Origin of the sequence: Metapseudomonas resinovorans, assembly GCF_002003485.1 — a bacterium.
Taxonomy (GTDB): domain Bacteria; phylum Pseudomonadota; class Gammaproteobacteria; order Pseudomonadales; family Pseudomonadaceae; genus Metapseudomonas; species Metapseudomonas resinovorans_D.
This window is the reverse complement of sequence record NZ_BDMA01000057.1, coordinates 201990-219687: the sequence shown is the minus strand read 5'-3', so window position 1 is coordinate 219687 and position 17698 is coordinate 201990. Positions and strand designations below refer to the sequence as shown.

Below are 17698 nucleotides of genomic sequence, written 5' to 3'. Positions count from 1 at the left end.
GCCCTTCAGCATCCGGGCCTCAAACCAGCGGAAGGTTCTTGGTGACGCAATGGATGCCGCCACCGCCAGCGGCGATCGGGTCGATGTTGATCTGCTCCACCACGCGGCCCGGATAGAGCTTGGTCAGCAGGTCCTTGCAGTACTTGTCCGCCGCCGCGTCGCCGAACTGCGGGGCGATCACCGCGCCGTTGATCGGCAGGAAGTTGATGTACCCCGGCGCGAAGTCCGGGTTGTTGCTGGTGTACTGGTTGCTGCGCACCTTCAGGGGCGGCGGCAGGGTGTGGACCACCAGCTTGCGGCCGTCGGCGTCGGTGGCCGCGTTGAGGATTTCCAGGTGCTTGCGGGTCACCGCGTAGTCGTAGGACTTCGGATCGTTGTCGAGGTTGGCGATCACCACACCCGGTTTGACGAAGCGCGCATAGAAGTCGACGTGGGCGTCGGTGATGTCCTTGTCCTTGATACCCGGCAGCCAGATGATCTTGCGCAGGCCAAGGTTGGCCTTCAGTTCGGCTTCGACCTGCCCGCGAGTCATCCCCGGGTTGCGGTTGCTATTGACCCAGCAGCTCTCGGTCATGATGGCCGTGCCATGGCCGTCCACTTCGATGCCGCCGCCTTCGCCAACCAGCGCACTGCGAATGTAGCTGGCTTCCATCTCGTAGCTGAGGGTGTCCGCGACGCGGGTATCGTTGGACGCGGTCTGCTTGCTGCCCCAGCCGTTGAAGTTGAAGTCCACCAGGCCCAGGCCACCGGCTCCATCGACCACGAAGCAGCCGCCGTAGTCGCGCACCCAGACATCATCCAGCGCGATGGTCAGGAACTCGATGTTGGTGGTGCCGCATTTGCTCTTGGCCTGCGACAACTGACTGGCCCGGCACAGCACCGTCACCGGCTGGTACTTGGCGATGGTCTTGGCCAGTTGGGCGATGGTGTTGTTGACCGCGGACTCCCAGCCCTCCCAGACGCGGGAGGAGGCGGCAAACGCCAGGATCACCCGTTCCTGTGGACCGTGTTCGTCGGGCATGTACCAGCTGGCGGCCAGCGCTGCGGGTACGCGGACCGCCCCGAGTCCGAGGCCAAGGGAGGCGACTGCGCCGATTCCGCTGGCAGCCATCAGCTGCTTGATGAAGTCGCGACGTGTAGACATGGATATTCCTCTGTTGAGTGGGGCGGGCCGGAGTACTCGGGTGATGCGTGCCGGATCAGTCGTGAATGGACGTCTTGAACGTGGTCCATGCGCGCATCCGTGCCCGCATGTCGCGCTGCGGGATGTCCTTGCCGGGGATCAGTCGGGCGTAGGTGGCTTCGTCGACATAGATGTCCGGGTTGTTGCGCATGTCGTCAGCCACCATCGGCCTGGCCTTGGCGCTGGAGGTCGGGTAGCCGGTGGCATTGCTGATCGCCGCCATGTTCTCGGGACGCATGATGAAGTTGATTAGCGCATAGGCGTATTCCGGGTGGCGGGCATCGGCCGGGATGGCCATGGTGTCCATCCAAACCGTGGTGCCTTCCTGCGGGATGCGGTACTGGAAGTGCGTCGCTTTACCGGCTTCATCCGCGGTGCGCTGGGCCTGGGTCATGTCGCCGCTGTAGCCGAGCGACAGACAGATGTCGCCGTTGACCAGCTGCGTGACCGGCTGCGACTGGAACTTGCGGATGTAAGGCTTGATGCCCTTGAGCAGTGCGACCGCCTCGGCCAGCTCGGTGGGCTTCGCGCTGCGAGGATCGTGGCCGAGGTAGTTGAGCACCACGGCCAGCACCTCATCGGGCGAGTCGATCATCGAGATGCCGCAGTCGGCGAACTTCGCCGCGAGCTCGGGCTTGAAGATCAGGTCGAGGCTGTTGACCGGAGCGCCGGCCAGGCGCTTGTCGATCATTTCCTGGTTGTAGGTGATGCCGATGGTGCCCCAGGTGTAGGGCACGGTCGCATGGCGCGAGTACGGGTAGCGTGTCTGCAGCGTGCGCAGACCGGGCTCGATGTCATTCAGGTGTTCGAGCTTGGCCTTGTCCAGCTTTTGCAGGGCGCCGGCGCGCATCAGTCGCTCGGCCACGGTGTCGCCGGGGAAGATCAGGTCGTAGCCGCTGTTGCCGGACATCATCTTGGCTTCCAGCGTCTCGCTGCTGTCCATGACGTCGTAGATGACCTGGATGCCGGTCTCCCGGGTGAAGGCGCTGAGGGTTTCCGGAGCGAAGTAGTCCGCCCAGTTGTACAGGCGCAGGACCTTGTCCTCGGCCTGGGCAGCAAGATGTGCGCTGCCCAGGCCGACGGTCAACGAGACGATCAACAGCTTCTTGGAGAGTTTCATCTTCAGGCTCCCTGGCGCTGCCAGTGTTGGTGGATCTGGCGGCCATCCAGCCCCAGCAGCGGGCCGTACATTTCCGGGCGGCGATCACGGTAGATGCCCCAGTTCAGGCGCTCTTCGCGCATGGCCGCGAGGTCCAGGCGCTGCACCAGCACAGCGGTGCTGTCGCGGTCGGCCTCGGCCAGCAACTTGCCCTTGTGATCTGTAATGAAGGACGAGCCGTAGAACCGCATCCGCAGTTCCGGATCAGTGGTCGCCACTTCCTCGCCGACGCGGTTGGCGGCGATCACCGGAAGGATGTTGGCGGCGGCATGGCCGCGCTGGGCCACTTGCCAATGGTCGCGGGAATCCAGCCCGGCAGCGCCGGGCTCCGAACCGATGGCGGTGGGATAGAGCAGCACTTCGGCGCCCATCAATGCCAGGCAGCGGGCGGTTTCAGGGAACCACTGGTCCCAGCAGATACCCACGCCGATGCGGCCGAAGGCGGTATCCCAGATGCGGAAACCGGTATCGCCGGGGCTGAAGTACTCCTTCTCCTGGTAGCCGATGGCATTGGGGATGTGGGTCTTGCGGTACACACCGAGCAGATGGCCGTCGGCATCGGCCACCGCCAGGGAATTGAAATAGGCGTTGCCGGAGCGCTCGAACCAGCTCAGCGGCAGCACCACGCCCAGTTCCCGAGCGAGGTCGGCAAAGCGCTTGAGCACGGGGCTGCGGCCATATTCCTGTGCCAGTGCGAGGTGCTTGTGGTCCTGTTCGATGCAGAAGTACGGGGTGGCGAACAGCTCCTGCAGGAGGATCAGCTGCGCGCCTTTGGCGGCGGCCTCCCGCACCAGTTTTTCGGCTTGGTCGAGGTTGCTTTCCAGGTCCCAGCTGCAAGCGAACTGGGTGGTTGCGACGGTGAGCATGGTCATCGCATCACCCCTTCAGCGGCCAGGCCGGCTGTTGCTGGGTGATGCAATGCACGCCGCCGCCGCCGTGGGCCAGCTGGTTGATCTGCACCGGCACCACTTCGCGGCCGGGGAAGGCCAGGCGCAGGGTCGCGGCTGCTTCTTCGTCGGCGGCAATGCCATAGGCCGGCATGATGATCGCACCATTGGCGATGTAGAAGTTGGTGTAGGAAGCGCAGAACACCTCGGCGTCCTGGTCCACCGCCTCGCTGGCTTCATAGAGCTCGAGCATTTCGAAGCGGCGCCCCTGGGCATCGGTGGAGAGCTCCAGGGCACGGCGGTTCTCGCGGGCCACCCGGGCGTAGTCCGAGGACTGGTCGCGGGTTGCATCGATCAACAGCGCACCCGGACGGGCGAAGGCGCACACGCCATCGACGTGTCCGTCGGTCATGTCGCCGGTGATGTACTCGGGATCGCCCGGCAGCCAGATGGTCTTCTTCACGCCCAGCAGGCGAGCGAAGATTTCCTCCATCTCCACCTTGCTCATGCCCGGGTTGCGGTTGCCGTTGAGCAGCACGGACTCAGTGGTGATCAGGGTGCCCTGGCCGTCGACATGAATGGCGCCGCCCTCGTTGGTCAGGACGGTATCGAAGCATTCCAGGCCCAGGTGGCCGAGGATGCGCCGGGCCAGGCTTTCGTCCAGGTCGAAGGCTGACTTGCCGCCCCAGGCGTTGAAGCGCCAGTTGACGCCGGCCGTGCCCAGGCGCGGATGGCAGACGAAGCTCGGGCCGGAGTCGCGGCACCAGCTGTCGTTGATCGCCAGCTCGATCAGCTCGACGTTCGGCCCGCACAGCTCTTTCGCCCGCGCCACAGCGGAAGGGTCCACCACCATCTTCACCGGTTCGAAGCGGGCGATCGCGTTGGCCACTCGGGCGAAGTCGACCTGAACATCAGCCAGGGTCACGCCCCAGCCGTTCTCCCACAGTGCCTGGTTGTGGGGAAAGGCCATCCAGGTGGCGGCGTGCGGAACCCATTCGGCGGGCATGACCCAGCCGTTCTGCGAATCGGAGAATTGCATACAAGAGCCTTCAGTTAAGATTTTGTTATCACTGATGAACCGCGGATGCGGTGATGGCTTGCATGCTAGGCCTGTAAAAACAGTCGAACAAACGATAGATTTTGCAGATTACTGATTAGTAGGGCTTATCGATGATGCTGAAGCACTGGCCACCCCTGAATGCCCTGCGTGGCTTTGAGGCGGCCGCCCGCCTGGGCAGCTTTCATAAGGCCGCCGAAGAGCTGCACCTCACCCAGTCCGCCATCAGCCAGCAGATCCGCAGCCTGGAAAGCTTTCTCGAACAGCCACTGTTCTTCCGCAGCGGCCGCAGTGTGGCGCTGACCGATGCCGGTTTCGACCTGCTCAGCACCACCCAGTCGCTGCTGCAGCAATTGGCCGTGGGCATCCGTCGCCTGGACCAGTACCGCAAGCCCAACCAATTGGTGGTCAACACCACTCCGGCCTTTGCCCGCCATTGGCTGGTGCCGAATTTGGCGGACTTCCACAAGCTGCATCCACAGGTCGACCTCTGGCTGCTGACCACCGATGAAACGCCGGACATGGCCACCCAGACCATCGACATCGCTGTGCGTGACGATCTCACCGCCCAGGCCGAATGCAGTTATCGCGTGCTGTTGGAAGATCGTCTCTATCCCGCCTGCCATCCCAGGTTGCTGGAAGTGGAAGAGGCGGCGCGCACCACCTTGCATGGTGAGCGCGAAATGGACTGGAGCCACTGGGAAGTGCAGGGCGGCGCCGATGTCGGCCAGCACAGCCAGGGCCTGAACTTCTCCGATCCCGGCCTGCTGCTGGATGCCGCCAGCCAGGGGCTGGGGATTGCCCTGGTCAGCCAGCTGCTGGCCGGACGCGCGCGCGATCAGGCGTTGCTGGTGCCACTGGCGGAGCAGACAGTACGTGGGCCGAACTGGAGCTGGCTGGTGCACCGCGACAGCGAAGGCGACCCGCTTACCCGTAGTTTCTGTGAGTGGCTTCTAGGTGCGCTCGAAGCAGATACGAAGCACGGTTCTCCTACGCACCTCAATGCCCCGATGGCAGGAAGAACCTCGCCGTGAGCGGCAGATGGTCGGAGATGCGCAGGGTGTCCTGCTGGCGCACGCGGGCTTCGATGCGGGTCAGGCTGGGGCTGTGGAATACGTAGTCCAGTGTGCGATCCGGGCCTTTCACCCGTGGATCGTTGGGGAAGTGCGTGAACCACTGCGTCTGCTGCGCGCCACTGGCTTCACCGATGCTGGGGATCATCGGGTAGCGGCTCCACAGCGCTTTCAGCTCGCTGTCACGGACGTAACGGCTGCGCTGGGCTTCGGATAATTGCTCGTACTGTCCGGGAGGCAGCTGGTTGAAGTCGCCGGCCAGCACCCAGGGCAAGCCTTCGCTCTGCAACTGGTCGAGCAGGCCGCGAGTCATGGCCACCTGGCGCTTGAGGGTTTCCTGGTCGGCGGCCAGCGCATCCAGGTGGGTGTTGATTGCGGCCAGACGTCCACCGCCGCGAATCGGCAGGTAGCTCACCAGCAGCGCGCGTTTCTTGTCGAACTGGCGACTGATCGGGTCGTTCTCTTCCAGCGGCAGTTGCAGGCGTTCGGCACTTTCGATGCGGAAGCGGCTGAGAGTAGCCAGCTTCATGCCGACGCTGCCGAGGATATGCGGATGCGGCACGAACGCGGCCTTCCAGTAGAAGGCCTGGCTGGCGCACGGGTAGAGATCGGCCAGACGTTCCTGGAGCAGGGCCAGTTGGTCTTGGTAGTCGGTGGCGCGAGCACCTTCGTGCAGCTCCTGGAGATTGACGATATCCGGCTGCTCTTCGCGAATCACCCGGACGACCTCGTCGAGGCTGTAGGCCAGGTCTTCCGCGGTTGGGCGCTCGTCCGGGCCATTGCCTTCGGGCAGGTCGTAGTAGAAGACGTAGCGCTTGCCGGCCAGGTATTGCAGGTTCCAGGTCATCACCTTGAGCGCCTGGCCGGGTTGCAATTGCGGGGCTTCGGCCTGGCAGGCCAGGATGGCCGGCTCGCGGGCTGCGGGATGCCAGGTCAGCGCATAGATCAGGGCGATCACGCCGATGGCGAGTATCGACAGGCTGAGCAGGGCGAAACGCAGGACTCGGGGCATCGTCTGGGGCTGGCATCTATGCTGGAGGAGGGCGAGCATAACCGAGCCGCCGCTGCGGCCCAAGCCGACGCGCGCCCGGGAGGAACGCCATGAACAGCGAAGTGTGGATCGCGCAGAAGGGCCCCTATGAAGTCGAGGTGGTGGCAGGCAAGGACTACTTCTGGTGTCGCTGTGGCCGGAGCCAGCAACAGCCATTCTGTGACGGCTCTCACAAAGGCACGGGACTGGCGCCACTCAAATTCCATGCAGATGTCAGCGAAACCCTGTATTTCTGTGGCTGCAAACATAGCCACTCGCCACCTTGCTGTGATGGCACCCATAACGAAATACAAGACTGATCCGGGAGCCGGCATGCCGCTGGGCCTAGTCCTCTGGTCATTCCTGGCCTTGATTTGCAAAGCGGGGCATCGCCGTCTCTGGCTGGCAAGCCTGTTGTTGCCTGGCCTGGCCGTTGCCGACAACCAGCTTCCGCTGCGCGTGATGACCGACGTCTGGCCACCCTTTCGCATCGCCAGCGAAGCGGGGCAGTTGCGCGGCCTGGACATGGACCTGCTGGCCGAACTCGAGCGTCGCACCGGGCTGCGCTTCGAGGTGCAGCGCGCGCCCTGGTCGCGGGGGCTGGCTGCGCTGGAGAAGGGCTCGGCGGACCTGATGACCGGGCTCGCCCGTACCGCCGAGCGCGAGCGCTACATCGACTATCTGGAACGGCCCTACTTCACCTGCGCGCCGCGCTTCTACAGCCTCCCCGAGCTGGCCCAGCGTGTTTCCGGTTATCCACAGCTGGGGCAGTACGACATCGGTTTCGTAAGGGGGTCGGCCTATTTCGAACCCTTCGACTCCGACCAGGCGCTGCGCAAGGTCGGGGTCGGCAACGAAGGGCAATTGCTCGACATGCTGCGCCACAAGCGGTTGCAGCTGGTGATCGGTACCGATTGCCAGGTGGATTACGAGTTGCTGGGCGATCCGGCGCTGGCCGGGCGTATCGTCAAGCTCGCCTACCGGCCGCCGGCCCGCACCGAGCTCTTCCTCGGCTTCTCGCGCCAGCGTCCGCTGCAGGCCCAACGCGCGGCCATCGCCCAGGCGCTTGGGCAGATGATCGATGAGGGCTGGGTGCTGGACGCCGCGCGGCGCTACCGTCCTGGCGCTCAGTGAGCGTGGGGCTCGACGTACAGTTCGTAGCCCGAATCCAGTTCCATGTCCCAGAACGCCGCTTCGATCTTGTGTCCGTCCAGGTCGCGGACAAAGCAGCCGTAGTAGGGCTCGCCATACTCGGGACGCGGTCCGGGCTCGCCGTCACCCCGGGCGCCGGCGTCCAGTGCCGCTTCGAAGAAGGCCCGTACCGCTTCCTTGCTGGGGGCGAAGAAGCCGATGTGGGTGCCGTTACCGACGCTGGCCGGTTGTCCGTCGATGGGAGATTGCACCCAGAACTCCGGGTATTCGCGGCCGTACGCCACGGCGCCGGGGTGTTCCATGATGCGCTTGCAGCCCAGGGTGGGCAGGACCTTGTCGTAGAACGCGACGGCGCGGGCGAAGTCGTTGGTGCCCACCGAGATGTGGGACAGGATGCTGGGGTTCTCAGCCACGGGAAATCCTCCTTGAGTGGACTGAAAAGCCTAGCAGCCTGTTGAAAAACTACTCGGTGCGACGCGAATGGGGTGGTGTCAGGAGATTTCGCCGCCGGCCGCTCACTGTTCGACCGGGCGTTCCGTCACGAGGGTGAACATCCGGTACAGGGCAATGCTGACGAACAGCTGGAAGAAGCTGTTGAAGCTTTCCAGGATCACCGTACCGACCGGATCGGGGTTCTCCCCGAGCTCACGATAGGCGAACCAGTCCACCACCCAGATCGGCCCCATCACCAGCAGCACGCAGGCGAGGATGGTCCAGAAGTGTCCACCGGTCAGGGTGAAGCTTTCCTTGATGGCATCCAGCGGGGACTTGCCCTCCAGTACCAGCAGGTACTCGGCGAAGGCCAGTTTGATCATCACGTAGAGCCCGGGAATGATCAGCATCCAGGCCCCGACCATGATCAGCAGGGTGCTGATGGCCGCCAGCACGGCAAAGGACGGCCAGCGGAACAGGGCCATCTCCAGCACTTGCCGGGGCTTGAGGCGGATGCGGTGGCTGCGGCTGTCGACAAAGATGATCAGCGCGCCGACGTAGAGCGGGTAGAACAGCATGCTGACGATGATCGAGGCACCCTGGGATTTGTCGGGGCCGAGCCAGGCGACCAGGCCCTGCTGGGCAATGGCTTCGGTGAGGATCGCCGGCAGGCAGAGCAGGGCGATTTCTCCAGCGTTGCGGGAGAAGAAATACCAGGAGGCGCGCAGCAGCTCGAACGGATTCATCAGCGGGCATTCACTTCTTGCGGCAGTGGGTCTTGGGCACTTTAGCCCAAGCCACGGCTGCCTCCAAAGGGCGCTTCACTCGGAACGGTAGTGCAGGACGCGGTTGGGTAATTGCGGCAACAGACGGGCGAGGTCGGCGGTCGCCACTTCCAGGGTGTACTCCGGCGGGCCGGGGGAATAGATCAGGAAGTCGTGCTGGAAGATCGCCTCGTCGAACACCAGCGCGATTTCCTCTGCATGACCCAGGGGGCAGGCGCACTGGGGGACGCAGCCGGTCAGCGCTACCAGCTCGTCGTCGCTGGCCACGCTGGGCCGAGCGCCCAGCAGGGCCTTGAGCTGGGCCCAGTCGGCGCGCGCGCCTTCCAGGGTCACCAGCATCGCGTAGCCGCCGTTCTTCAGGCGCAGGAACAGGCTCTTGCTTTCTACTCCGCGCAGGCCGAAGCGCTCGCGCACCGCATGCGCGGTGGGGTAATCGAGCACGGGTTCGTGGCTGACCTCCCGGTAGCGGATGGCGTGTTCGTCGAGCAGGGCCAGGTTGCGGGTGTGAAGCGACATCGGATATCCGGAGGACGGGAAACGGGAGCGCCATGATAGTCGCTCACGGAGGGCTGAGATCATCCAGTCCTGCCTCATGCAGGACCTGGCGCTCGATTTCCTGCAGGCGACCCTTCTGCGCCATGTGCCGCAGCACCTCCTCCAGGCGCGGCGCCAGGTCGCGATGGCGCGGGTTCAGGTAGTGATGCATGGAAAAGCGCTCCAACACCGGATGCAGCGGCTGGATACCGCGCATGCCGCTCTGGCGCAGGATGCACATGCCCGAGTAGTAATCCTCCACATGCACGTCCACGCGGCCACCGGCGAGCTTGCGCATGCCGTTCTCCGCCCCGTTGGAAGGCGACATCCGCACCCCCTTGAGTCGCAGTTCCAGCGCCGCCTTGCCGCGCTCGAAACCGACGAGGTAGGGCTTGAGGCTGGACCAGCCGCGCAGTTGCAACGGGCGATTGGCGAAGGCCACCGCATAGGATTCGAACAGCGGAGTGCGAATCAGCAGCAGGTCGCTGCGCTGTTCGGCCACCAGGCTGGTACGGCACAGCTCGCCGTCGTTCAGGCCGCGCTCGGCATACTGCAGGGCGCGTGCAGCCGGGGCGGCGCGAGTTTCGATTCTGATGCCGAGTTCGCCGTAGGCTTCCACGAGGATGCGCTTGCAGATCTGGAACAGCGGCAAGCCCTGATCGGGAAATGCACTGAAAACCAGACGCGCCTCGGCATGGCCGGGGGCAGACAGGAGCAGCAGGGCAAGCAGGCAGCATCCATGAACACGCATTGCACTAAAGCCCTGGGGCACGGCCTGCGGCTGGAGTGACTGCCAGACGGCGCCGCCTGCCATGGCGGGCGCCTTGCTCCCTGCAACAGACCCATGCGGTGGGTCACGGCGTCTTCCCCGTTCTCGATACGTGCGGGGTTAGCTGAAACTATAGACGCCCGTCTTCAGGGTGTTGGCCAGTTCGCGAGCAGTTCGTCCGTGCACAACACCTGGGCGTATTCGCCTTGCAGGTTGGCCATGGCCATGTCGTGGACCTCGTCGGCGCTGCGCGGGCGCCCGGCGAAGTCGGCCTTGGCGAAGGTGTAGCAGGCGTCCGCGACGACGGTGGTTGCGAAACCCAGGTTGCCGGCGCTGCGGGCCGTGGCTTCCACCGAGTTCTCGCTGGCCACGCCGACGATCACCAGCGCATCGATGCCGCGCACCCGCAGCCAGTGCTCCAGGCCGCTGGTGATGAAGGCGTCCGGAACGTTCTTCTCCAGGACCTGCTCGCGTTCCCGGGGCATGAACGCCGGCTGGAACAGCGCCCCGGGTTGCCCGGGAGCGAATACCGAATCCGCCTCCCGCGAAATGTGGCGGATATGCACCAGCGGCCAGCCGGATTCGCGCCAGCGTGCCAGCAGGGCGGCGATGCGGACTTCGGCATCGGGGTTGTTGCGCGGCTTGTCCAGGCTGCGGATACCCTGCTGCTGATCGATGATCAGCAGGGCACCGGGAGTGTTCTGCACGGTCGTATCCACTTTCCGTTCCCTGAGGCTGGCATACTGGCCGCAATCTACCCTCATCGAGTCGCCGCCAGCCAGCGGCGAGGAGCCGCGTTGAAGAAAATCGCCGTATTCGCCGACGTGCAGAATCTGTATTACACGGTGCGCCATGCCTATGGCTGCCACTTTCACTACGGCGCCTTCTGGCAGAGCGTCAGCGCCGAAGGCGATATCGTCGAAGCCAGCGCCTACGCCATCGACCGTGGCGACCCCAAGCAGCAGCAGTTCCAGCAGATCCTTCGCAACCTGGGCTTCAACGTGAAGCTCAAGCCGTTCATCCAGCGCGCCGACGGTTCGGCCAAGGGCGACTGGGACGTCGGCATCACCATCGACGTGCTTGACGCCGCGCCCAGGGTCGACCTGATCGTGCTGGCCTCGGGTGACGGCGACTTCGACCTGCTACTGGAACGGGTGGCCCAGGCCCATGGCGTGGAGACCCTGGTGTATGGCGTGCCCGGCCTGACTGCGCAATCGCTGATCCGCGCCGCCAGCCGTTACCAGCCCATCGAGAACCTGTTGCTCAAGCGCAACTGAACCGCTTCCAACCTGGAACATCCCGTGGACCCCATAGCTGTCATCGACTTCGAAACCACCGGCATCACGCCGGGCAATGATTGCCGCGCCACCGAAATCGGCGTCGTCATCCTCGAGGGCGGGCGCATCGTCGACCGCTACCAGAGCCTGATGAACGCCGGCGTCTCGATACCCGCCTTCATCCAGGGACTCACCGGCATCACCAACGCCATGGTGCGTGAAGCTCCCCCGGTGGAGCAGGTGATGGGCGAGGCGGCTGACTTCATCGGCGACCTGCCGCTGCTGGCGCACAACGCGTCCTTCGACCAGAAGTTCTGGGATTTCGAACTGGCGCGCATCGGTCGCTCCCGGCGTCAGGCGTTCGCCTGCTCGTTGCTGCTCGCCCGGCGCCTGTTGCCCGAGGCGCCCAACCACAAGCTCGGCACCCTCAACAGCTGGGCGCGCCTGCCCGACACCGGCAAGGCCCACCGGGCATTGGCCGACGCCGAAATGGCCGCCAACCTCACCCTGCACCTGGCGGGACGTCTGCGGGAAAAGCACGGGATCAGCTCGGTGTCGCACCAGCTGTTCTGCAGCCTGCAGAAGGTGCCGGCAGCGAAGATTCCCGAAGCGCTCAGGCGCCATCGGGAGGGCTGAACTGCTCTTGTAGATTGGTCCGAGCTCAGCGAGGCCCAACGATTCCGGGTCGGGTCCGCCCGTTGGGCTTCGCTTCGCTCTGCACCAACCTACACGTGAAATCAGCCTTTTACCGTACGCAGGGTTTCCACCTTGCCGCGTTCCTGGAGCACGCCGGGAATCCGTTGCTCGAAGGGCGTCGAGAGGATGAGCGACGTCTTGGTCGCGCCGAACTTGCCGATCTGGTCGATCAGGTCCTGCAACTCCGGCATCGACGCCACGGCCGCTTTGATCAGCAGGCAGGCATCGCCGGTGACACGGTGGCAGAGGTTCAACTGCGGGATATTCTCCAGGGCTTCCTGGGTGCGCTTGTAGTCGCGATCAGTGATGCGCAGTTCGATCACGCACTCGATGGGCAGACCCAGTTTCGCCAGGTCCACGCTGGCGTGGTAGCCGGTGATCAGGCCGCTGGCTTCCAGCTTGGCCACCCGGTCGGCCACCGCTGGTGGCGACAGGTTGACCCGGCGTGCCAGGTCGGCGAATGACGCGCGGCCATTCTCGATAAGCGCCGCGATCAGCAGGCGGTCGTATTTATCCACAGGGACCTCCGAAATCGGCTTCTGTCGAATCAACGGTAGATACCGTTGAAAACAGTTCTTTCCAAGGGAACGGGCTCCGTGAATAAGGCTTTCATCCTTATTTCGCCCGCCTTGCCTTACTTAGAATAGACACCTCATCCCTGCCTGTGTCGAGTTCCGATCATGCCTGCGCGCCGCTTTCCGCTCCTGCTCATAGGGGCCTTCATCGCTCTCTACCTGATCTGGGGTTCCACTTACCTGGCGATTCGCATCGGCGTGGAATCCTGGCCACCGATGTTGATGGCCGGCGTCCGGTTCGTGGTCGCGGGCGCATTGATGTACGGCTTCCTGCGCTGGCGCGGCGTTCCCAACCCGAGCTGGCAGGAATGGAAGTCCGCCGCAGCCATCGGCTTCCTGCTGCTCAGTTGCGGCAACGGTGGCGTCACCCTGGCTGAAGACCTTGGCGTAGCGTCCGGTGTTGCCGCCCTGGCGGTGGCCACGGTACCGCTGTTCGCCCTGCTGTTCGGGTTGATCTGGGGACAGCGCACCACCCGCCTGGAATGGGCCGGCATCCTGCTCGGATTGATCGGAATCGGCCTGCTCAACCTCGGCTCCAACCTCCAGGCCAGCCCCCTGGGCGCCGTCCTGATCATCTTCGCCGCGGCGGCCTGGTCCTTCGGCTCCATGTGGAGCAAGAATCTCAAGCTGCCCGCTGGACCCATGGCCAGCGCGGCGGAAATGCTCGCCGGCGGCGTCGCGTTGCTGGCTGGCAGCCTGCTGAGCGGCGAGCGTCTGGTTGCCGCACCGACCCTCGCCGGTTGGGGCGCATTGGCCTACCTGATCGTGTTCGGTTCCATCATCGCCTTCAGCTCCTACCTCTACCTGCTGAAGAACGTGCGCCCGGCCGCGGCCACCAGCTATGCCTACGTCAACCCGGTGGTGGCGGTGCTCCTGGGTATCGGCTTCGCGGGTGAGAGCATCGGTCTGGAAGAGGGACTGGCCATGCTGGTGATCATCAGCGCCGTGGTGCTGATCGGCCTGCCGCAATGGCGCGAACGGAAGGAAGCGAAGGTGCAGAAGGCCGACGGGATGGAACAGCAGACCAGTTGATCCCGGAGACCACGGGCAGCCTGATAGAATTGCGCCTTTTCCGCACACTATGGCTGCCCCAATGACCTTCGCTTCCCTCGGCCTGATCGAACCCCTGCTGCGCGCCACCGAGGCGCTTGGCTACCAGACCCCGTCACCGGTGCAGGCCGAAGCGATTCCCGCCGTCCTCAAGGGCCGTGACCTGATGGCCGCTGCCCAGACCGGTACCGGCAAGACCGCTGGCTTCGCCCTGCCACTGTTGCAGAAGCTGACCCAGGAAGGCCCGGAGGTGGCCAGCAACTCGGTACGCGCCCTGGTGCTGGTGCCCACCCGCGAGCTGGCCGAGCAGGTCAACGAAAGTTTCCGCGTCTACGGCCAGTACCTGCCGCTGCGCAACTATGCGGTCTACGGCGGCGTCAGCATCAACCCGCAGATGATGAAGTTGCGTAAGGGCATCGACGTCCTGGTCGCCACCCCCGGCCGCCTGCTCGACCTCTATCGGCAAAACGCCGTGAAGTTCAACCAGCTCCAGGTGCTGGTGCTGGACGAGGCCGACCGCATGCTCGACCTGGGCTTTGCCCGTGAACTGGACGATCTGTTCACCGCGCTGCCGAAACGTCGGCAGACCCTGTTGTTCTCCGCCACCTTCTCCGACGCCATCCGCCAGATGGCCCGCGAACTGCTGCGCGATCCGCTGTCCATCGAAGTCAGCCCGCGCAACGCGGCGGCCAAGAGCGTGCGCCAGTGGCTGATCCCGGTGGACAAGAAACGCAAGAGCGAGCTGTTCCTGCACCTGCTGGAAGATCGCGGCTGGGGCCAGGTGCTGGTCTTCGTGAAGACCCGCAAGGGCGTCGATCAACTGGTGGATGAGCTCCAGGCCCGGGGCGTCAGCGCCGAGTCGATCCATGGCGACAAGCCGCAGCCGTCGCGCCTGCGTGCGCTGCAGTGCTTCAAGTCCGGCGAGGTACAGATACTGGTGGCCACCGATGTGGCGGCCCGGGGGCTGGATATCGACGACCTGCCGCTGGTGGTGAACTTCGACCTGCCCATCGTCGCCGAGGATTACGTGCACCGTATCGGCCGCACCGGCCGTGCCGGCGCCACGGGTGAAGCGGTGTCGCTGGTCTGCGCCGACGAGGTACAGCTGCTGGCGGCCATCGAGGTGCTCATCCGCCAGACCATCCAGCGCCGCGACGAGCCGGATTTCTACCCCGATCACCGTGTGCCCGTGACAGACGCCACCGGCCAGGTGATCAAGAAGCCGAAGAAACCCAAGAAGCCGAAGGAGCCCCAGGCCGGCGCTGGCAAACCGGGCAAGGGCGCGGCGCTGGGCCGTTGGGTCGACAGCGACAAGCCCAAGGTCAAAGCGGTGCGCAAGGCGCCGGGATTCGGCAAGGCAAAGAAAGGCTGATCGTGGCGCCGGGCGTCACCTGATTGTGGTGATGGGTGACGCCTGATGGGGCAGTGGGAACCGGAATGGGGCAGGGCAGGGAGCCGGCACCCCCGTGCCAGAAGGCCTCGGCGGGCTTTCAGGATATTGGCTCACTTCCTGCATTTCTGTGCGAAATGCTGAACGCCTATAGTGATTGAAGCGCAGCCCAACCTCAGGCATTTCCCACATGCGCCACAAGGAACTCAAACACTGGACCACCGGTGTTGCCCATCTGCTTGCCCAGCCCGCTGGACGGGCGCGACTGCTCGGCCTCAGTCAGTGGCTGCAGCAGGTCTGCCATGTCGACCATTTCGTGCTCTTCGTCTACGAAGGCAACCATCGGCCACTGGCGCTGTTCGATACCTTTCCACCGGACAAGCGCCACGTGTACGTCGAGGATTACCAGGTCGGCCCCTACCTGCTCGATCCCTTCTACCTCGCCTGCACGCGCAACCAGGCCTCCGGACTCTGGCGCTTGCGCCAGTTCGCCCCGGACCACTTCTACCTCGGCGAGTACTACGTCACCTACTACCAGCAGACCGGCCTCACTGAAGAAATCGCCTTCTTCATCGACCTGGCCGATGGTGCCAAGGCCGTGCTCTCACTGATGCGCAGCGCCTGCAGCCCGGCCTACAGCCGCGATGAAATGCAGTTGCTGGACTGCGCCCAACCGGTGGTGGAACAGGTGGTCAACGAAGCCTGGGAGCAGGCGCGCGCCCATGCGCCGCGCCCGGTGCAGGACCTGGACTACAAGATCCGCGAAGCCTTCGACCAGTTCGGCGCCCACGTGCTGACGGCGCGGGAGCAGGAAGTGGTGCAGATGCTTCTGCGTGGCCACTCCAGCGCATCCGTGGCCGAGCACCTGGCGATCAGCCCCGGTACGGTGAAAATCCACCGCAAGAACATCTACGCCAAGCTCGGTATCGGCAGCCAGTCGGAGTTGCTGGGGCTGTTCGTTCGGGAGCTGGGCGGCCAGCGGGATGAGCCCGAAGACCTGCTCAAGGCGGTATAGATTTATTGCTATTAGCGATTAAAACACTGTTGGTCAATAACCATACAACCTGTTCCTGCCCCAGCTGCCATCGGCCTTCGACGTGGATGCCCACGAGTTATCCACAACGATTTGCACAGAATTTGTGAGTAGCGGCAGAGCGGACCCATCGCATTTTGTAGGGGCGAATTCATTCGCCAAGGGCAACGTAGTTGCCCCCTGGAATTCCTCAGGGCAGGACTGCGTCCTGCTTGGCGATTGAAATCGCCCCTACAACGGTTTTCGCTTCGTGCTCAAAATTCAACCAATTATCTCAAGCCCACGCCCCGCAAAGCCTGCAGCCCGTCATCCATAACTTATCCACAATGGGTTCCACAGTTTCTGTGGAGTGCGCGTCTATCCCCGGAGGGATATATACAGCCCGGAATCGCCATTGCTAGCGTGTTGCCACATGCCAAGAACACCTGCAAAAAGGGGCCGGCCGTGAGCGATGCAAGCGAGTTCGTCGATATCGAGTTCCGCAATGTGGTCAAGCGCTATGGCGCGGTCACGGCGGTCAACGGCTTGAACTTCAAGGTGCGGCGGGGCGCCTTCCATTCCTTCCTCGGCAGCTCCGGCTGCGGCAAGACCACTACCTTGCGGATGATCGCCGGCTTCGAGCAGCCCAGCGAGGGCGAGGTGCTGCTGGCCGGGCATTCGGTAGCCGGCGTGCCGGCGCACCAGCGGCCAGTGAACATGGTGTTCCAGAGTTATGCACTGTTCCCGCACCTGTCGGTGGCGGAGAACATCGCCTATGGCCTGCGCTACCACCAGCCACGTCCGGATCGCGCCGCGCAGCGTCGCATGGCGGACGAAGCCCTGGAAATGGTGCGCCTGTCCGGCTTTGGCCAGCGCAAGCCCCACGAACTTTCCGGCGGCCAGCAGCAGCGGGTGGCCCTGGCCCGTGCGCTGGTGAACAAGCCCACCGTGCTGTTGCTGGATGAGCCCCTGGCAGCGCTGGACCGCAAGCTGCGCAAGGAGATGCAATCCGAGCTGCTGCGACTGCAGCGCGAAGTGGGCATCACCTTTGTGCTGGTCACCCACGACCAGGAAGAGGCGCTGTCCATGAGCGACAGCATCAGCGTCATGCAGGACGGCCAGATACTCCAGAGCGCCAGCCCCGAGCAGCTCTACGAAACGCCGGCGAGCCGCTACGTGGCGGACTTCATCGGCGAATCCAACCTGTTCGATGGCACTGTGCGGCGCATCGATGGTGGCCGCGTGCTCCTGGACACCACCCACGGCCTGCAACTGGCGAGCCCGCAGACGCCCACCGGCCCTGCCCTCAAGGCAGCGGAGCCCGGTTGCATCGCGGTACGCCCGGAGCTGATCGCCATTGGCGCCAGCGAGGATGCGCTGCCCCGTGAAATCAGCCTGCCGGGCCAGGTGGTGGACCGCATCTACCTCGGCAACCTCACTGAATACCGCGTACGCACCGAGCCCTTCGGCATTGTCTGCGTACGCGTGCAACGCCATGGCCAGCACGAGCGCTCGGCCTTCGAACATGGATCGCCAGTGCGGATCGGCTGGGACCAGGCCAGTGGCCTGGCCATGACGTTGTGATGGCGCAGTACGGTACGGACAAGAACAACCAACCCTTCACAGGCAGGTAGCAG

General features: G+C 64.3%; 20 protein-coding genes. 9 read left to right on the top strand and 11 right to left on the bottom strand.

Annotation, left to right across the window (positions count from 1 at the left end; translation table 11 throughout):
• Positions 1 to 19 precede the first annotated feature (19 nt).
• The 4 genes from MnOB_RS15880 to MnOB_RS15865 are packed head-to-tail and all read right to left on the bottom strand — an operon-like array spanning position 20 to position 4268.
• Positions 20 to 1144, bottom strand: coding sequence for an agmatine deiminase family protein (locus MnOB_RS15880; protein WP_077525180.1), 1125 nt, complete (start codon positions 1142 to 1144; stop codon positions 20 to 22).
• Between the two features lie 55 nt (positions 1145 to 1199).
• Positions 1200 to 2303, bottom strand: coding sequence for an extracellular solute-binding protein (locus MnOB_RS15875; protein ID WP_077525179.1), 1104 nt, complete (start codon positions 2301 to 2303; stop codon positions 1200 to 1202).
• A 2-nt stretch (positions 2304 to 2305) separates the two neighbouring features.
• On the bottom strand, positions 2306 to 3214 hold the full coding sequence (gene aguB, locus MnOB_RS15870; protein ID WP_077525178.1) for an N-carbamoylputrescine amidase: 909 nt from the start codon (positions 3212 to 3214) through the stop codon (positions 2306 to 2308).
• A gap of 4 nt (positions 3215 to 3218) precedes the next feature.
• Positions 3219 to 4268, bottom strand: a complete 1050-nt coding sequence (locus MnOB_RS15865) for an agmatine deiminase family protein (protein ID WP_077525177.1) — start codon at positions 4266 to 4268, stop codon at positions 3219 to 3221.
• 134 nt (positions 4269 to 4402) lie between these two features.
• Between MnOB_RS15865 and MnOB_RS15860 the strand changes: the two genes are divergently transcribed.
• A complete protein-coding gene (locus MnOB_RS15860) occupies positions 4403 to 5320 on the top strand; it encodes a LysR substrate-binding domain-containing protein (protein WP_077525253.1) in 918 nt (305 codons plus the stop codon).
• Here MnOB_RS15860 and MnOB_RS15855 read toward each other — a convergent pair.
• Entirely contained in the window at positions 5286 to 6371 is a 1086-nt protein-coding gene (locus MnOB_RS15855; RefSeq protein ID WP_371579711.1) for an endonuclease/exonuclease/phosphatase family protein, read from the bottom strand. The two genes, MnOB_RS15860 and MnOB_RS15855, sit on opposite strands and share 35 nt — an antisense overlap.
• A gap of 89 nt (positions 6372 to 6460) precedes the next feature.
• On the opposite strand from MnOB_RS15855, the gene MnOB_RS15850 reads away from it, so the two are divergent.
• Positions 6461 to 6709, top strand: a complete 249-nt coding sequence (locus MnOB_RS15850; RefSeq protein WP_077525175.1) for a CDGSH iron-sulfur domain-containing protein — start codon at positions 6461 to 6463, stop codon at positions 6707 to 6709.
• Positions 6710 to 6722: 13 nt separating this feature from the next.
• The gene (locus MnOB_RS15845; protein WP_077525174.1) at positions 6723 to 7523 is read left to right on the top strand and encodes a substrate-binding periplasmic protein; all 801 of its coding nucleotides are present in this window, start codon (positions 6723 to 6725) and stop codon (positions 7521 to 7523) included.
• Here MnOB_RS15845 and MnOB_RS15840 read toward each other — a convergent pair.
• From MnOB_RS15840 to MnOB_RS15820, 5 genes are all read right to left on the bottom strand, one after another.
• A complete protein-coding gene (locus tag MnOB_RS15840) occupies positions 7517 to 7954 on the bottom strand; it encodes a VOC family protein (RefSeq protein ID WP_077525173.1) in 438 nt (145 codons plus the stop codon). The genes MnOB_RS15845 and MnOB_RS15840 overlap by 7 nt on opposite strands.
• A 102-nt stretch (positions 7955 to 8056) precedes the next feature.
• Positions 8057 to 8719 carry a YciC family protein gene (locus MnOB_RS15835; protein ID WP_077525172.1) on the bottom strand — a complete coding sequence of 221 codons (663 nt, stop codon included), beginning with the start codon at positions 8717 to 8719 and terminating at the stop codon, positions 8057 to 8059.
• Between the two features lie 75 nt (positions 8720 to 8794).
• A complete protein-coding gene (locus MnOB_RS15830) occupies positions 8795 to 9274 on the bottom strand; it encodes a YbaK/EbsC family protein (RefSeq protein ID WP_077525171.1) in 480 nt (159 codons plus the stop codon).
• Positions 9275 to 9317: 43 nt separating this feature from the next.
• A complete protein-coding gene (locus MnOB_RS15825) occupies positions 9318 to 10106 on the bottom strand; it encodes a substrate-binding periplasmic protein (protein ID WP_234358272.1) in 789 nt (262 codons plus the stop codon).
• Positions 10107 to 10207: 101 nt separating this feature from the next.
• Positions 10208 to 10780, bottom strand: coding sequence for a cysteine hydrolase family protein (locus MnOB_RS15820; RefSeq protein WP_234358271.1), 573 nt, complete (start codon positions 10778 to 10780; stop codon positions 10208 to 10210).
• A gap of 78 nt (positions 10781 to 10858) precedes the next feature.
• On the opposite strand from MnOB_RS15820, the gene MnOB_RS15815 reads away from it, so the two are divergent.
• The gene (locus tag MnOB_RS15815; RefSeq protein WP_077525169.1) at positions 10859 to 11338 is read left to right on the top strand and encodes an NYN domain-containing protein; all 480 of its coding nucleotides are present in this window, start codon (positions 10859 to 10861) and stop codon (positions 11336 to 11338) included.
• 24 nt (positions 11339 to 11362) lie between these two features.
• The gene (locus MnOB_RS15810; protein ID WP_077525168.1) at positions 11363 to 11974 is read left to right on the top strand and encodes a 3'-5' exonuclease; all 612 of its coding nucleotides are present in this window, start codon (positions 11363 to 11365) and stop codon (positions 11972 to 11974) included.
• Positions 11975 to 12075: 101 nt separating this feature from the next.
• Here the strand turns inward: MnOB_RS15810 and MnOB_RS15805 are convergent, their stop codons facing one another.
• The gene (locus tag MnOB_RS15805) at positions 12076 to 12552 is read right to left on the bottom strand and encodes an Lrp/AsnC family transcriptional regulator (protein WP_077525167.1); all 477 of its coding nucleotides are present in this window, start codon (positions 12550 to 12552) and stop codon (positions 12076 to 12078) included.
• 162 nt (positions 12553 to 12714) lie between these two features.
• Here MnOB_RS15805 and yedA point away from each other — a divergent pair, with 162 nt between their 5' ends.
• The 4 genes from yedA (at position 12715) to MnOB_RS15785 (ending at position 17645) form a co-directional block, all read left to right on the top strand.
• Positions 12715 to 13641 (top strand): drug/metabolite exporter YedA, encoded by a 927-nt coding sequence (gene yedA, locus MnOB_RS15800; RefSeq protein ID WP_077525166.1) that lies wholly within the window; start codon positions 12715 to 12717, stop codon positions 13639 to 13641.
• 61 nt (positions 13642 to 13702) lie between these two features.
• On the top strand, positions 13703 to 15031 hold the full coding sequence (locus MnOB_RS15795; RefSeq protein ID WP_077525165.1) for an RNA helicase RhlE1: 1329 nt from the start codon (positions 13703 to 13705) through the stop codon (positions 15029 to 15031).
• A 208-nt stretch (positions 15032 to 15239) separates the two neighbouring features.
• Positions 15240 to 16064: a response regulator transcription factor gene (locus MnOB_RS15790; protein ID WP_077525164.1), complete on the top strand. Its 825-nt coding sequence runs from the start codon at positions 15240 to 15242 to the stop codon at positions 16062 to 16064.
• 462 nt (positions 16065 to 16526) lie between these two features.
• Positions 16527 to 17645 (top strand): ABC transporter ATP-binding protein, encoded by a 1119-nt coding sequence (locus MnOB_RS15785; protein WP_077525251.1) that lies wholly within the window; start codon positions 16527 to 16529, stop codon positions 17643 to 17645.
• Positions 17646 to 17698 lie beyond the last annotated feature (53 nt).